This window comes from Pseudomonas sp. Colony2, assembly GCF_019382755.1.
Classification (GTDB): domain Bacteria; phylum Pseudomonadota; class Gammaproteobacteria; order Pseudomonadales; family Pseudomonadaceae; genus Aquipseudomonas.
In genome coordinates, this window is sequence record NZ_CP080030.1 from 6153591 (window position 1) to 6169501 (window position 15911).

The window sequence follows — 15911 nt, forward strand, 5'->3', positions numbered from 1 at the left end:
GGTGACCGCCGTTTTCGCTCGCGCAACGTTCACCTGCCATTTCAAGGAGCAGGACTGCAATGCCGCTGCCTTCGGGCAGCATTTTTTTTGCCTGGCACTTCATTCAAGAAGTTTCAGCGGTAATAACCGGTTACCAGCTTCAGAAAATGCTTAATCGCCGGGCGTGTGCTGGTCCGGACACATTGAAGTGCGTTGGTGATAAATCTTTTCAACTTATAACCCGTGCAATGGACAACTACATCCTCACCCTCAACGAGCGGAACACGCCTGGACGCTGCACCACTCATGGCGTAGATCACCGTACTCCTCATCCACAGTTTATGGCGGCGCAGATGCGTGCAATCAACATCCAGCCAGGTAATCTGAAATGACAAGCTCAGCTCAACTTAACATTGTCCATTACCCAAAAACACCGCTACCCGGTACGACTCAAGAACAACGTACCGAGGCGCTGGAACGAATACCGCCAACGCCATTGAAGAGTACGGATATTTATGAAACGGACAACGTTGGCACTGCCGCCAGGAACGAGTCTGATATCTACAAGGCAACCATTTACGGACCCGACTTTGTCCACGCGCCAGGCGATGGGTATATCTACAATGAGCGAGAGGCTCATATCGATGCCTATGCCAATCGTGTAAAGACGCAGATCGAAAATATAGAAAGTGGCACTGAAGGCGAACGAAACGTCAAGTTCCAGAACGTGCGCCTGTTCATGGACCCCGCAGGATACTTCAGTGGGGGTTTATTGGCAGCCGGGTTCGACCCGCATGAAAAGTTCACGGTAACGTTCAATACCTATGTCGGTATGGGCACAGCACAAAATCTCTCTGATACCCAGACACACACTTATTTCGCATGGGAAATTGCAGCGGGTGCTCTAGCGCACGACAGACCCGCACGTGGTGGGGTTTTAAATTTTCCTGAAATGGAAATAGAAAAAAAAGACCGGACAAAAATCAATGATTTGGAAGCGTTCGGCCGACAACTTCAAGCTCGCTGGGAGAAAGACATAGCCGCGCCGATGCGCGAGGGCTCCGGAACAATAGCAGAGCGATCGGGAAAAGCAGACGCCTATGTAACACGGGGCACGTTGCTGAGCCTTCGTAGTGACACGGAAAATTTCGCAAGGTTAAGCCCTGCCGGCCAGGAAGCGGTGAATCGCACGCTGGACAAGAATGGGCAAGTGATTATCCCCAATATTTACGGCTACCCCATGAGCGGGTATGCCTTTATCCCCTACACGCCTTACGATGGCAATCCCGCCAATCGCCCCAATCAGGGAGTCATGATCGACTTGAAGAACGGCGCTGTCCGCGAGATAAAAGGCGATGACGAATTTGCGAGCTGGGCCAAAGACAATCGTGATGAATTGATGCGCCGTTTCAATACCGGTGATATGCAAGGGCGACACAATGCCCACTGGCCACCGGCCGGGGCGGTGCTCGACAGCCTGATCCAGGATAATCGGTCGCGATATCCGGGGTACGAACACTGGTACAAAGATAAATCCGTGCCGGTACGAGAGCTATTCAACTACACCGAATCGCGAAAAGCAGGTTATGGGCTGCAATTTGGCGATCTGAACAAAGGTATCGCCCCCCACTATCAGGAGCAGAACGCCAACAATGCGGTGTGGGCCGACCAGACGGATGTGTTTGGTGCCTCGCAGCAAGCCTGGAAGTCGGTGAAAGACACCTGGGGCAGAAGCTTTGGTAATCTGCCCATTGTTGGCAATATAGGCAATATCGTGTTTGGCGTGCATGACAGCCTCTATGGCAAGACCGCAGGCGAGCGCACAGGGGGAACTGCTGCGGCCGTCATCTCAAGCCTGATGCTGGCACACGAAGTTGCACCCGGTTTGGTCGAGGCGAGCCTGGGTGAAACTCCGATCACGTTCAACTCCACCGTTACTGAAGACTACCGCTGGAACTATAATTCGCAGAAGAGCGAATTTGAGCTGACACGCGTTTCGAAAGTATCCGGCGATAGTCATCCGGACCCGTCGTTAAATGAAATTGAGTCGAGTGGACCAGAGGTCCCCCCGGCATCTATCAACGTAGACGGCGTCGAACTGCCGCCCCTGAAAACGGTTAAAAATCTGCCGGTCGGCGAGGCCCTTTTTTCTACTGCTGAAAAAACCAGTATTCTCAGTGGAGAAATAGATAGCCTGAACACTATCAACGATAAACTTTACACGTTCGTGGATGTGAACAAACAAGGTTCGGCCCAGCGATTGAACATACTGGTACACGGTAAAGTCGATGAGACTACCGGGGTCGCAAAAGTTTCTTACGATGGAAAGCTCAATAGTCCGGAAGAATTGCTGGATACGCTTCACAGCAAAGGGATCCATCCGGAAGAGTTCGACAACGTGCGCCTGCTGTCATGTGATTCCGCAACCGGTGGGGATGCTTCGTTTGCCGCTCAATTCCAAAAGTTGATTGGCCGCCCTGTCAAAGGTTATAGCGGCACCTTGAGTGCCAACCTGGCCCCTGAAGAGATAAAAGCTGCCATTGACAAGGTAGAAAAAATCTACCTGGAGAACTTATCCGCACAAAATATTCAGATCACCGATAACGTCCGTACCGCAGTAAGAGCTGAGGCTGAACAGTATGTCAGCGAAGAAATGGCGCGAATCAAGAAATTCAAGCCGTCAAAGAACAACCCGTACTGGAGTCCGTTCAAGTGGTGGGCGTTCACTTATAAACCCGAACACTTTCCGGCTAAATCGTAGCGACCTGGAATAGCCGAATCCCGGAGACACTGGGGCCTCGCATGCTTATCTCTACCTGAGTGACAAGAACGGCGGTAACCTCGGTGACTGCCGTTTTCGTTCGGGCACTATTTGCCTGCCACTTCAGGGGTCTCCATGGAAAGAATCACCTTAAAACCGCTGCTCCTTGCTGCCGGCCTGCTGGCATTCATGCCCATGGCCCAGGCAGCCGGCACCCTGGTCTACTGCTCCGAAGCCAGCCCCGCCGGCTTCGACCCCAGCCAGTACACCAGCGGCACCGATTTCGATGCCTCCGCCGAAACCGTGTTCAACCGCCTGACCCAGTTCAAGCGTGGCGGCACTGAAGTCGAACCCGGCCTGGCAACCAATTGGGACGTGTCCAAAGACGGCCTGATGTATACCTTCCACCTGCGCGATGGCGTCAAGTTCCACACCACCGACTATTTCACCCCGACCCGTGATTTCAACGCCGACGACGTGCTCTTCACCTTCCAGCGCCTGCTGGATCCCGAGACCCCGTTCCGCAAGGCCTATCCATCGGAGTCGCCCTACTTCACCGACATGGGCTTGAACACCACGATCAAGAGCGTCGAAAAACTCGACGAGCACACCGTGCGCTTCAACCTGAACAACGTTGACGCCTCCTTCGTGCAGAACCTGGCCATGAGCTTCGCCTCGGTGCAGTCCGCCGAATATGCCGCGCAGTTGCTCAAGGAAGGCAAGGCCGCGGACATCAATCAGAAGCCGGTGGGCACCGGGCCATTTGTGTTCAAGCGTTACCAGAAGGATTCGCAGATTCGCTACAGCGCCAATAAACAGTATTGGAAGCCCGAAGATGTGAAGCTCGACAACCTGGTGTTCTCGATCACCCCGGACGCCGCCGTGCGCCTGCAAAAGCTCAAGGCCGGCGAGTGCCAGGTCAGCGGTTACCCGCGCCCTTCCGACATCGAAGTGATGAAGCAAGACCCCAACCTGCGGGTTCTTCAGCAAGCCGGCTTCAACCTGGGCTTTCTCGCCTACAACGTGACCCACCCGCCCCTGGACCAGCTCAAGGTGCGCCAGGCGCTGGACATGGCCATCGACAAGCCGGCAATTATCAAGGCGGTGTACCAGAGCGCCGGACAATTGGCGCAGAACGCCCTGCCTCCGGCCCAGTGGTCTTATGACCCGACAATCAAGGACGCGCCCTACGATCCGGCCAAGGCGCGGGCGCTACTAAAAGAAGCAGGGGTTGCACCAGGTACCACCCTCAACCTGTGGGCGATGACCGTACAACGCGCGTCGAATCCCAATGCCCGGATGTCGGCGCAGATGATCCAGCAGGATTGGGAAAAGATTGGCATCAAGGCCAATATCGTCAGCTATGAGTGGGGCGAGTACATCAAACGCGCCAAAGCCGGCGAGCACGACGTGATGATCTACGGCTGGACCGGCGACAACGGCGACCCGGATAACTGGCTCGGCGTGCTCTACAGTTGTGCCGCGGTGAAGGGCAGCAACTATGCAAAATGGTGTAACCCGGCCTACGACAAACTGGTACAGCAGGCCAAGGTCAGCAGCGACCGCGAGCAGCGCATCAAGTGGTATCAACAGGCACAAAAAATCCTTAAGGAACAAGTACCTATAACGCCTATCGCAAACTCGACGGTTTTCCAGCCCCTGCGAAAGGAAGTGCAGGACTTCAAGATCAGTCCTTTTGGACTCACTCCCTTCTACGGCGTCAGTCTGAATAAGTAACAGCCGCGCCCCAACCGAGTGCGCCAGACGCCTCGGTTGGGCATTCCTGGTGCAGCCCTCGCACCGAAAAAAACCCTCAAAAGTGCGTAAATGTGTCTGAACTTACACATATGCGACATTCGTGTACGTTCGTACCACTGTTTAGCCGTTGTAGGCTCTCAACATCTTGCATTGGGTATGGGCCCTGCATAAGTATCCGCAGGTCGACTCACGAGGTCGCCCTCACTACCAAAAATGACAACAAATCATGAGGCCAACATGCTTAAACACGCAGTCATTCCGTTATTAGTCAGCGCCGGTTTAATGGCTGCTGCACCTTTCGCCCAAGCGGCGAGCAACCTGGTGTTCTGCTCCGAAGGGAGCCCGGCCGGTTTTGATCCAGGCCAGTACACCACCGGAACAGACTTCGATGCTTCGGCCGAAACCATGTTCAACCGTCTGACCCAGTTCGAGCGCGGCGGCACCGCTGTTGTTCCTGGGCTCGCCACGACCTGGGACGTTTCCCCGGATGGCCTGACGTACACCTTCCACCTGCGTGAAGGCGTCAAGTTCCACACCACCCCGTACTTCAAGCCAACTCGTGAATTCACGGCTGACGACGTACTGTTCACCTTCAACCGGATGATCAATAAAGACGATCCGTTCCGTAAAGCCTACCCGACCGAGTTCCCGTACTTCACGGACATGGGTATGGACACCAACATCAAGAACATTGAGAAAGTCGATGACCACACCGTCAAGTTCACCCTTGGCACCGTGGACGCCGCCTTCATCCAGAACCTGGCAATGAGCTTCGCCTCCATCCAGTCGGCTGAATACGCCGCCCAGCTGTTGAAGGAAGGCAAGGCACAGGACATCAACCAGAAGCCAATCGGCACTGGCCCGTTCGTGTTCAAGAGCTACCAGAAAGACTCCAACATCCGTTACACCGGCAACAAAGATTACTGGAAACCTGAAGACGTGAAGATCGACAACCTGATCTTCGCCATCACTACCGACCCGTCGGTGCGTATCCAGAAGCTGAAGAAAAACGAATGCCAGGTGACCCTGTTCCCACGTCCGGCCGACCTCAAGGCGCTGGGTGAAGACAAGGACCTGAAACTGCCGCACCAAGCCGGTTTCAACCTGGGCTACATCGCCTACAACGTAATGCCGGTCCTCAAGGGCCAGACCGCGCCTAACCCGCTGTCCGACCTGCGCGTGCGTGAGGCCCTGGACATGTCGGTGAACAAGCAGCAGATCATCGACTCGGTGTACCAGGGCGCAGGCCAACTGGCTGTCAACGCCATGCCGCCAACCCAGTGGTCCTATGACACCACCATCAAGGATGCGCCGTTTGATGTGACCAAAGCCAAGGCTCTGCTCAAGGAAGCCGGCGTCAAGGAAGGCACCGAGATCACCCTGTGGGCGATGCCGGTCCAGCGTCCGTACAACCCGAACGCCAAGCTGATGGCCGAGATGCTGCAGAACGACTGGAAACAGATCGGCCTGAAAGTGAACATCGTCAGCTATGAGTGGGGCGAGTACATCAAGCGTTCCAAAGGCGGCGAGAACCAAGCCATGATCATTGGCTGGAGCGGCGACAATGGTGACCCGGACAACTGGCTGAACGTGCTGTTCGGCTGCGATTCCCTGGCCGGCAACAACTTCTCCAAGTGGTGCGACAAGAAATTCGACGGCATCGTGAAAGAAGCCAAGGCGACTTCCGACGTAGCCAAACGCACCGAGCTGTACAAGCAGGCGCAACATATCCTCAAAGATGCAGTCCCGATGACACCTATCGCGCACTCGACGGTGTATCAACCCATGCGCAACAACGTGCAGGACTTCAAGATCAGCCCATTTGGCTTGAACTCCTTCTACGGCGTGAGCGTAAGCGGCAAGTAAGGATCTCTGGCGGCGACGTTTCATAACGTCGCCGTTATTGCATCCGCCAAGACCGTAGGAAACAGACCACCTCCGCACACGCTGCCGTCCTACGGCAGCTAACTGCGAATCGCGGCTCCGTTACCTACAAGGTCTGTCAGATTCGTTGCATTTACTGCCTGGCTCCCGACCCATAACGTCGTGGTACGGCAGACGCATCGTCTCTGTAGGGCAACTGCCGTTGTGGGATCAGTGTTGTCGCAAGGTCAAGAATGACCTTGCGATTGCTCACTGACGAAAACAACAAACAAGGATCGGGATTGTTATGCGCCATACCACCGTTCTATCCGCGATATTTGGCACCAGCCTGCTGGCTGTGGCCTCGATGGGCCAGGCTGCCGAGAAAAAGAGCCTGGTGTTTTGCTCCGAAGGCAGCCCGGCGGGCTTCGACACCGCGCAATACACGACGGCCACCGATAACGACGCCGCCGAGCCTATCTACAACCGCTTGGCCGAGTTTGAAAAAGGCGCGACCAATGTCGTACCGGGCCTGGCAACCCGTTGGGATATTTCCGAAGACGGCCTGACCTATACCTTCCACCTGCGTGAAGGGGTGAAATTCCACGGCAACAAGGACTTCAAGCCGACGCGCGACTTCAACGCCGACGACGTGCTGTTCACCTTCAATCGCATGCTTGACCCCGAACACCCGTTCCGCAAGGCCTACCCCACCGAGTTTCCGTACTTCAACGGGATGAGCCTGAACAAGAATATCGCCAAGGTCGAGAAAACCGACCCGCACACCGTGGTGATGACCCTGAACACGGTCGACGCCGCGTTTATCCAGAACATCGCCATGAGCTTCGCCTCGATCCTGTCGGCCGAATACGCCGACCATTTGCTCAAGGTCGGCAAGCCCAGCGACATCAACCAGAAGCCGATCGGCACCGGGCCGTTCGTGTTCCAGCGCTACCAGAAAGACTCGCAGATTCGCTACACCGGCAACAAACAGTACTGGGACCCGAGCCGCGTGAAGCTCGACCAGCTGATTTTTGCGATCAACACCGACGCCTCGGTACGGGTGCAAAAGCTCAAGGCCGGCGAATGCCAGATCACCCTGCACCCGCGCCCGGCCGACGTCGAAGCCCTGAAGGCCGACCCGAACCTGCAACTGCTGACCAAGCCGGGTTTCAACCTGGGCTACATCGCCTATAACGTGCGGCACAAGCCCTTCGACCAGCTCGAAGTGCGCCAGGCCCTGGACATGGCGGTGAACAAGCAGAGCATCCTCAACGCCGTGTACCAGGGCGCGGGGCAACTGGCGGTCAACGCCATGCCGCCGACCCAGTGGTCTTACGACGACACCATCAAGGACGCCGCCTACAACCCGGAAAAAGCCAAGGAATTGCTCAAGGCTGCCGGCGTGAAGGAAGGCACCGAGATCACCCTGTGGGCGATGCCGGTACAACGGCCGTACAACCCCAACGCCAAGCTGATGGCCGAAATGCTGCAAAGCGATTGGGCAAAGATTGGCCTCAAGGTCAAGATCGTCAGCTATGAATGGGGCGAGTACATCAAGCGCACCAAGAATGGCGAGCATGACATCAGCCTGATCGGCTGGACCGGCGACAACGGTGACCCGGACAACTGGCTGGGCACCCTCTACAGCTGCGACGCCATCGGCGGGAACAACTACTCCATGTGGTGTGACCCGGCGTACGACAAGCTGATCAAGCAAGCCAAGGTCGTCACCGACCGCGAACAAAGGACTGTTCTATACAAACAGGCGCAGCAACTGCTCAAGCAGCAGGTGCCGATCACGCCAGTCGCCCACTCGACGGTCAACCAGCCGTTAAGCGCCAAAGTCGAAGGTTTCAAAGTGAGCCCCTTCGGCCGCAACGTGTTCTCGGGCGTCAGCATCAACCCATAAAAAGATAACCGGATTGCGCAGGGCGAGCATTCGCCTTGCCGCAAACGTGCAGCCTTATTTCGGGTTTTACCCATGGGCAAACGTTTGCAAAGGCTTGAACGAGTTACACACCCAATAGCCGGTTCACCTAAAAAGACCGGCATTAAAAAGAGAACCAAAGGAGCTTCACCCATGAAACTGAGCAGCACCGCGCTACTGGCCCTGGCCATCAGCAGCATCACGGCTAACGCCTACGCTGATCCTGCAAGCCAGGACTTCGTTCCAACCACACTGGCCGGCACCAGCGCCCAAAGCGAGGCCAAAGGCTTTATCGATGGCGCAAGCCTGGGCGGTACAACCCGTAACTGGTTCTCCAACGAACAACGCTTCCGTGGCAGCAAGTTCACTTACCAGAAGCACGGCGAAGCCCGTACTGACAACTACCGTACCAACTGGGTGCAAGGCACCATCCTCAACGCTACCTCGGGTTTCACCCAAGGCACCGTTGGCGTGAGCACTGAAGTGGCGGTTTACAACGCTCTGGTCCTGGACCGCAGCAAGCGCGACATCAAGGGCGGCTCCAACCGTACCCTGGCCGACTCCGACGGCGACGCTGTAGACCAGTGGAGCAAACTGGGCCTGGCCAACGTCAAGTTCCGTGTCTCGAACACCACCTTGACCGCCGGTCGCCAGAACTTCAGCAGCGGCATCATCGACACCATCGGTAACCGTGCGCTGCCTTCGAGCTTCGAAGGTGTGAGCTTCAACAGCGAAGAGTTCAGCAACCTGTCCTTCCAGGGCGGCGTGTTCGACCGCGTTTCGCCACGGACCGAGCAGAGCCTGTCGAAATTCCGTACTGAATACGGCAATGGTCGCCAGGAAACCGACAAGGTCAACACCCTGGGCGTCAACTACCAGCCGTTCAAGAGCCTGAAGACCAGCCTGTTCGCCGCTAACGTGGAAGACTTCTGGAACCAGTACTACTTCGGTGCTACCCACGAACTGGGTGACAGCCAGACCCTGTCCCTGACCACGGGCCTGAACTACTACAAGACCGTCGACGAAGGCAAAAAGTTGATGGGCAAGATCGACAACGACACCTACTCGCTATCGTTCGGCCTGACCCACCAGGCTCACAGCCTGACCTTCTCCTACCAGGCCGTGAACGGCGACGAGTACTTCGACTACCTGCACGAAACCAACGGCATCTACCTGGCCAACTCCCTGACGTCCGACTTCAACGGTCCGAACGAGAAGTCCTTCCAGATCGCCTACGGCATCAACATGGCCGAATACGGCGTGCCGGGCCTGAAGTTCAACGTCTACTCGGCACGTGGCTGGGGTATCGACGGTACTCACTACACCGGCGACGGCGGCCGCGCTGGCTTTGCCTACAACGGCATTCAGGCCCAGGACGGCGAGAAGCACCAGGAATACGGTGTAGGCGCGGCTTACGCGATCCAGAGCGGCGCACTCAAGGCCACCACCATTCGTGGTACCTACGTGACTCACCGTGCCAGCGCCAACCAGGCTGACGGCAACCTGCGTGAGTTCCGCCTGGTGACCACCATCCCGTTCAACATTCTTTAATCAGCGCCAGGTCGGCGGCGGGCTCAGGACGGGCCCGCCGCCTACGCTTGTCTGGTCCAATCGATTGCAGAGGGCTCTTAGATGAAAATGCTCCCGTTACAAGCTGCCATTGCCGCTGCGCTGTTGAGCGTCGCTGTCGGCATCTCGGCCAAACCGTTGGTCGTCTGCACCGAAGCCAGCCCGGAAGGCTTCGATCCGGTCCTGTACACCACGGCTGTCACCGCCGACGCCGCGGCCGAAACCATCTTCAACCGCCTGGTGGACTTCAAGCCCGGCACCACCGAAGTGATCCCGGCGCTGGCCAAAGACCTGCCCGAGATCAGTGCCGATGGCCTGACCTACACCTTTCACCTGCGTGACGACATCAAGTTCCACACCACCGACTACTTCAAACCCACGCGCAACATGAACGCCGACGACGTGCTTTGGAGCTTCCAGCGCCAGCTGGACCCGAATCACCCGTGGCACAAAAAGTCCAACGTGGGCTACCCATACTTTGAAAGCATGGGCTTCAAGGAACTGCTCAAGAGCGTAGAGAAGACCGATGACCACACCGTGGTCTTCACCCTGACCCGCCCTGAAGCACCGTTCCTGGCCGACCTGGCCATGGCGTTTTCCTCGATTCACTCCGCCGAATACGCCGACCAGTTGCTCAAGTCCGGCAAGACCGACGACCTGAACGCCAAGCCCATCGGCACCGGCCCGTTCATCTTCACCCGCTACGCCAAAGACGCCCAAGTGCGCTTCAAGGCCAACCCGGAGTACTTCCGTGGCAAGCCGCCGGCTGACCCGCTGATCCTGGCCATCACCACCGACAACAACGTGCGCCTGCAAAAGCTCAAGGCCAACGAATGCCAGATCGCGCTGTATCCGAAACCGGATGACGTGCCGAGCATGAAGGCCGACCCGAACCTGAAGGTGGCGGAACTGGCGGCGATGACCACCGCCTACACCGCCATGAACACCACCCACAAGTACATGAGCGACGCGCGGGTGCGTCACGCGATCAACATCGCGTTCGACAAGAAGGGCTACAACGAATCCCTGTACGGCAAAGGCAACGCGGTCGACGCCACCGGCCCGTACCCGCCAACCCTGCTGGGTTTCAGCGACAAGCTGAAAAACCCGCCCCGCGACCTCGACAAGGCCCGCGCCCTGCTCAAGGAAGCCGGCGTACCGGAAGGCACCGAGTTCACCCTGTTTACCCGCAACGGCGGCGGCCCGACCAACCCCAACCCAATGCTCGGCGCCCAGCGCATGCAGGCGGATCTGGCGCAGATCGGCCTGAAAGTGAACATCAAGGTCATGGAATGGGGCGAAATGCTCAAGCGCGCCAAGAATGGCGAACATGACATGGTCTCCGCCGGCTGGGCGGGGGATAACGGGGACCCGGATAACTTCCTCACCCCGAACTTGAGTTGCGATGCAGCGAAAAACGGCGAAAACTACGCCCGCTGGTGTAACAAGGAGTTTCAAGACTTGATCGACAAGGCGCGCGCCATCGCTGAACCCACCCAGCGCGCTGCACTCTATGAACAAGCAATGGACGTTTTCGACAAGGACCAACCATGGATTCCCATGGCTTACCCGAAAATGTTCACCGCCATGCGTAAAAACGTCGAGGGTTATACCCAAAGCCCTCTGACCACAAATAACTTCGCCACCACCCAGGTGAAGTAGATAAGAGACGCTCGGCACCGTCGACATTGACGGTGCCGAACCTGCCTAACCGGCTGATTGAGGTACACAACAAGATGTTTAGTTTTATTGCCCGCCGATTGGGGTTATTGATCCCCACGTTTTTCGGCATCACCTTGCTGACCTTCGCGTTGATTCGCATGATCCCTGGCGACCCCGTCGAAGTCATGATGGGCGAACGACGAGTCGACCCCGAGATGCACGCTCAGGCAATGGAACGCCTTGGTCTGAATAAACCGCTCTACGCGCAATACCTGGATTATGTCGGCAAGCTCGCCCACGGCGACCTCGGCGAATCCCTGCGCACCCGTACCAGCGTGTGGACTGAATTCACCGCCCTTTTCCCTGCGACCCTGGAACTGTCCATGGCCGCCCTGTTGTTCGCCGGCATCCTGGGGCTGTTAGCCGGGGTGATCGCGGCCTTGAAGCGAGGATCCCTGTTCGACCATGGGGTGATGGGCATCTCCCTGGCGGGATATTCGATGCCGATCTTCTGGTGGGGCCTGATCCTGATCATGTTCTTCTCCGTCAGCCTGGGCTGGACGCCAGTCTCCGGACGGATCGACCTGCTCTACGACATCGAGCCGCGCACCGGCTTCATGCTGATCGACACCCTGCTGGCCGACGAGCCGGACGCATTCTGGGACGCGTTGCATCACCTGATCCTGCCGGCCATCGTGCTCGGCACCATCCCGCTGGCCGTTATCGCGCGGATGACCCGTTCGTCGATGCTCGAAGTACTGCGCGAAGACTACATCCGCACCGCCAAGGCCAAGGGCCTGTCGCCGGCACGCGTGGTGTTCGTCCACGGCCTGCGTAACGCCTTGATCCCGGTACTCACCGTGGTCGGCCTGCAAGTCGGCACATTGCTGGCGGGTGCGGTCCTGACCGAAACCATCTTCTCGTGGCCCGGCATCGGCAAATGGCTGATCGAAGCCATTGGCGCACGGGATTATCCCGTGGTGCAAAACGGCATCCTGTTAATCGCCTGCCTGGTGATTCTGGTGAACTTCGTGGTGGATATCCTCTACGGCTTCGCCAACCCACGCATCCGTCACCAGCGCTGAGATCATGACCATGACCACACCTACTCCCGCGGTAGCAGTCGATCAAAGCCTGCTGTACCCGTCCCCGTACAAAGAATTCTGGCAAGCCTTTTCCAAGAACAAGGGCGCCGTTGCCGGCCTGCTGTTCATGTTGCTGGTGGTGTTTTGCGCGCTCTTCGCCCCTTGGGTGGCCCCGCATAACCCGAGCGAGCAATACCGTGACTTCCTGCTGACCCCTCCGGCCTGGCTGGAAGGTGGGCAGATCCAGTTCCTGCTGGGCACCGATGAACTGGGCCGTGACCTGCTGTCGCGCCTGATCCAGGGTTCGCGCCTGTCGTTGCTGATCGGCTTGTCGTCGGTGGTGATGTCACTGATCCCGGGGATCCTGCTGGGCCTGTTCGCCGGTTTCTTCCCGCGCCTGCTCGGCCCGACCATCATGCGCCTGATGGACATCATGCTGGCCCTGCCGTCGCTGCTGCTGGCTGTGGCGATTGTCGCGATCCTCGGCCCTGGCCTGATCAACACCGTGATCGCCATCGCGATCGTGTCGCTGCCGTCCTATGTCCGCCTGACCCGCGCTGCGGTGATGGGCGAACTGAACCGTGACTACGTGACCGCCGCACGCCTTGCTGGCGCCGGCCTGCCGCGCCTGATGTTCGTCACCGTGCTGCCGAACTGCATGGCGCCGCTGATCGTTCAGGCCACCCTGAGTTTCTCCTCGGCGATTCTCGATGCTGCAGCCCTGGGCTTCCTGGGCCTTGGCGTACAACCGCCAACCCCTGAGTGGGGCACCATGCTGGCCTCGGCCCGCGACTACATCGAACGCGCCTGGTGGGTCGTGAGCCTGCCTGGCTTGACCATTTTGCTCAGCGTGCTGGCAATCAACCTGATGGGCGACGGCCTGCGCGATGCGCTGGACCCGAAACTCAAGAACGCCGCCTGAGGAGATTCCCATGTCACTGCTAGAAATCAAGAATCTCAATGTCCGCTTCGGCGACAAGACCGCCGTGCCGGTGGTCGATGGCCTCGACATCTCCGTCGACAAAGGTGAAGTACTGGCGATCGTTGGCGAGTCGGGTTCGGGTAAATCCGTGACCATGATGGCGCTGATGGGCCTGATCGAGCACCCCGGCATCGTCACTGCCGACGCCCTGAACTTCGACGGCAAGGACATGCTCAAGCTGAGCAACCGCCAGCGTCGGCAGATCGTCGGCAAAGACCTGGCGATGGTGTTCCAGGACCCGATGACCGCCCTGAACCCCAGCTACACCGTGGGTTTCCAGATCGAAGAAGTGCTGCGCCTGCATTTGAAAATGTCCGGCAAGCAAGCGCGCAAGCGTGCCATCGAACTGCTCGAAAAGGTGGAAATCCCGGGCGCAGCCAGCCGTATGGATGCCTACCCGCACCAGTTGTCCGGTGGTATGAGCCAGCGTGTGGCCATCGCCATGGCGATTGCCGGCGAGCCGAAACTGCTGATCGCCGATGAACCGACCACCGCCCTCGACGTAACCATCCAGGCCCAGATCATGGACCTGCTGCTGGCCTTGCAGAAAGAGCAGAACATGGGCCTGGTGCTGATCACCCACGACCTCGCGGTAGTGGCCGAAACCGCCCAGCGCGTGTGCGTGATGTACGCAGGCCAAGCCGTGGAAGTTGGCCAGGTGCCGCAGTTGTTCGACATCCCGGCGCACCCGTACAGCGAAGCGTTGCTCAAGGCGATCCCCGAGCACAGCCTCGGCGCCACGCGCCTGGCCACGCTGCCGGGTATCGTTCCCGGCCGTTATGACCGCCCGCAGGGTTGCCTGCTGTCGCCGCGGTGCCCGTATGTGCAGGAGTCCTGCCGCGCCCAACGCCCGGGCCTTGACCCGAAAAGCCACAGCCTTGCCCGCTGCTTCTACCCGCTGAATCAGGAGGTGGCGTAATGGCCGTCGTACTTACCGCCCGCGACCTGACCCGTCACTACGAAGTGTCCCGTGGCCTGTTCAAGGGCCATGCCCTGGTGCGCGCACTCAACGGTGTGTCGTTCGAGCTCGAAGCCGGCAAGACCCTCGCGGTCGTAGGCGAGTCCGGTTGCGGCAAATCCACCCTGGCCCGCGCCCTGACCTTGATTGAAGAGCCGTCTTCCGGCTCGCTGAAAATCGCCGGGCAAGAAGTCGCCGGTGCCGACAAGGCCCAGCGCAAGCAACTGCGCAAAGACGTGCAGATGGTGTTCCAGAGCCCTTACGCCTCGCTGAACCCGCGCCAGAAGGTCGGCGACCAACTGGGCGAGCCGCTGCTGATCAACACCAACCTGTCTGCCGCCGAGCGCCGGGAAAAGGTCCAGGCGATGATGAAGCAAGTGGGCCTGCGCCCTGAGCATTATCAGCGCTACCCGCACATGTTCTCCGGCGGCCAGCGCCAGCGAATCGCACTGGCGCGGGCGATGATGCTGCAACCCAAGGTGCTGGTGGCGGATGAACCGACCTCGGCGCTGGACGTATCGATCCAGGCCCAGGTGCTGAACCTGTTCATGGATTTGCAGCAGGAATTCAACACCGCCTACGTGTTCATCTCCCACAACCTCGCGGTGGTGCAGCACGTCGCCGACGACGTAATGGTGATGTACCTCGGCCGCCCGGTGGAAGTGGGCCCGAAGGAAGACATCTACGCACGCCCGCTGCACCCGTACACCCAGGCGTTGCTGTCGGCAACCCCGACCATTCATCCGGACCCGAACAAACCGAAGATCAAAATCGTCGGGGAGTTGCCCAACCCGTTGAACCCGCCATCCGGCTGCGCCTTCCACAAGCGCTGCCCGTACGCGACCCAGCTGTGCAGCACCGATGAACCGGTGCTGCGACCTCTGGACAACCGCCAGGTGGCTTGCCACTACGCGGAGCAATTTGTGGTCTGACGTGCAAAAAAAATGCTCTGGAGGGTGAGTCCAGAGCATTCCAGTGTTCTACAGCCCTGCTTGTCGGATAGCGCATCTGTTCGGCAAGCGGGGCTTTCTTTTTCCTGCGTTACTTATGTATCGCTGTCGCCATCGTTGTAGGTGTCGCTGTCTTCGCCATCATTGTCCGGGTTCTCGGCATCGTCATCGTCCTTGGAACCGCCCTGGTTTTCGTCACCGGGCTCGGATTCACTCTTGGCCAACTGCAAGCCACCCGCCTGCACCGTCTTCGCCGCCACAAACCCCGTGCCATGGCTTTGCACAGCCGTATTGGCCCACGCGGCAGACATGCCCAATGACATCATCACCAGCACTTTGAGCAACAGCACCACACGTTGAAAGATACTCATGGTCGAATTCCGCCCAGTCAGAAGATGAATTGCGCACGACAGC

12 protein-coding genes are annotated in these 15911 nt (G+C 58.3%); 11 read left to right on the forward strand and 1 reads right to left on the reverse strand.

Features of this window, described 5'->3' with window-relative positions; genetic code table 11:
- Positions 1-59: 59 nt before the first annotated feature.
- From JV201_RS24990 to JV201_RS25040, 11 genes are all read left to right on the forward strand, one after another.
- A complete protein-coding gene (locus JV201_RS24990; RefSeq protein WP_219406155.1) occupies positions 60-371 on the forward strand; it encodes a hypothetical protein in 312 nt (103 codons plus the stop codon).
- Complete coding sequence (locus tag JV201_RS24995) at positions 368-2740, forward strand: hypothetical protein (RefSeq protein ID WP_257903265.1); 2373 nt, start codon at positions 368-370, stop codon at positions 2738-2740. The genes JV201_RS24990 and JV201_RS24995 overlap by 4 nt, the downstream gene beginning before the upstream one ends.
- 135 nt (positions 2741-2875) lie before the next feature.
- Complete coding sequence (locus JV201_RS25000; protein ID WP_008437261.1) at positions 2876-4477, forward strand: ABC transporter substrate-binding protein; 1602 nt, start codon at positions 2876-2878, stop codon at positions 4475-4477.
- A 258-nt stretch (positions 4478-4735) separates the two neighbouring features.
- Positions 4736-6364 (forward strand): ABC transporter substrate-binding protein, encoded by a 1629-nt coding sequence (locus JV201_RS25005; RefSeq protein ID WP_003216000.1) that lies wholly within the window; start codon positions 4736-4738, stop codon positions 6362-6364.
- Between the two features lie 364 nt (positions 6365-6728).
- Complete coding sequence (locus JV201_RS25010) at positions 6729-8273, forward strand: ABC transporter substrate-binding protein (protein ID WP_371135981.1); 1545 nt, start codon at positions 6729-6731, stop codon at positions 8271-8273.
- A 171-nt stretch (positions 8274-8444) separates the two neighbouring features.
- Positions 8445-9842, forward strand: coding sequence for an OprD family porin (locus JV201_RS25015; RefSeq protein ID WP_003215995.1), 1398 nt, complete (start codon positions 8445-8447; stop codon positions 9840-9842).
- 81 nt (positions 9843-9923) lie between these two features.
- Positions 9924-11522 carry an ABC transporter substrate-binding protein gene (locus JV201_RS25020; RefSeq protein WP_102369916.1) on the forward strand — a complete coding sequence of 533 codons (1599 nt, stop codon included), beginning with the start codon at positions 9924-9926 and terminating at the stop codon, positions 11520-11522.
- Positions 11523-11596: 74 nt separating this feature from the next.
- Positions 11597-12607, forward strand: coding sequence for an ABC transporter permease subunit (locus JV201_RS25025; protein WP_003215992.1), 1011 nt, complete (start codon positions 11597-11599; stop codon positions 12605-12607).
- Between the two features lie 10 nt (positions 12608-12617).
- A complete protein-coding gene (locus JV201_RS25030; RefSeq protein ID WP_003215991.1) occupies positions 12618-13529 on the forward strand; it encodes an ABC transporter permease subunit in 912 nt (303 codons plus the stop codon).
- Between the two features lie 10 nt (positions 13530-13539).
- Entirely contained in the window at positions 13540-14508 is a 969-nt protein-coding gene (locus JV201_RS25035; protein ID WP_003215989.1) for an ABC transporter ATP-binding protein, read from the forward strand.
- Complete coding sequence (locus JV201_RS25040) at positions 14508-15479, forward strand: peptide ABC transporter ATP-binding protein (protein ID WP_003215987.1); 972 nt, start codon at positions 14508-14510, stop codon at positions 15477-15479. Before JV201_RS25035 ends, JV201_RS25040 begins: the two co-directional genes overlap by 1 nt.
- 113 nt (positions 15480-15592) lie before the next feature.
- On the opposite strand, the gene JV201_RS25045 is transcribed toward JV201_RS25040, so the two are convergent.
- Positions 15593-15868, reverse strand: coding sequence for a hypothetical protein (locus tag JV201_RS25045; RefSeq protein ID WP_003215984.1), 276 nt, complete (start codon positions 15866-15868; stop codon positions 15593-15595).
- Positions 15869-15911 lie beyond the last annotated feature (43 nt).

Excerpts from the sequence above, each read along its gene's own strand:
- JV201_RS24990 (WP_219406155.1), top strand. The coding sequence starts at position 60 with ATGCCGCTGCCTTCGGGCAGCATTTTTTTTGCCTGGCACTTCATTCAA.
- JV201_RS24995 (WP_257903265.1), top strand. The coding sequence starts at position 368 with ATGACAAGCTCAGCTCAACTTAACATTGTCCATTACCCAAAAACACCG.
- JV201_RS25000 (WP_008437261.1), top strand. The coding sequence starts at position 2,876 with ATGGAAAGAATCACCTTAAAACCGCTGCTCCTTGCTGCCGGCCTGCTG.
- JV201_RS25005 (WP_003216000.1), top strand. The coding sequence starts at position 4,736 with ATGCTTAAACACGCAGTCATTCCGTTATTAGTCAGCGCCGGTTTAATG.
- JV201_RS25010 (WP_371135981.1), top strand. The coding sequence starts at position 6,729 with ATGGGCCAGGCTGCCGAGAAAAAGAGCCTGGTGTTTTGCTCCGAAGGC.
- JV201_RS25015 (WP_003215995.1), top strand. The coding sequence starts at position 8,445 with ATGAAACTGAGCAGCACCGCGCTACTGGCCCTGGCCATCAGCAGCATC.
- JV201_RS25020 (WP_102369916.1), top strand. The coding sequence starts at position 9,924 with ATGAAAATGCTCCCGTTACAAGCTGCCATTGCCGCTGCGCTGTTGAGC.
- JV201_RS25025 (WP_003215992.1), top strand. The coding sequence starts at position 11,597 with ATGTTTAGTTTTATTGCCCGCCGATTGGGGTTATTGATCCCCACGTTT.
- JV201_RS25030 (WP_003215991.1), top strand. The coding sequence starts at position 12,618 with ATGACCACACCTACTCCCGCGGTAGCAGTCGATCAAAGCCTGCTGTAC.
- JV201_RS25035 (WP_003215989.1), top strand. The coding sequence starts at position 13,540 with ATGTCACTGCTAGAAATCAAGAATCTCAATGTCCGCTTCGGCGACAAG.
- JV201_RS25040 (WP_003215987.1), top strand. The coding sequence starts at position 14,508 with ATGGCCGTCGTACTTACCGCCCGCGACCTGACCCGTCACTACGAAGTG.
- JV201_RS25045 (WP_003215984.1), bottom strand. The coding sequence starts at position 15,868 with ATGAGTATCTTTCAACGTGTGGTGCTGTTGCTCAAAGTGCTGGTGATG.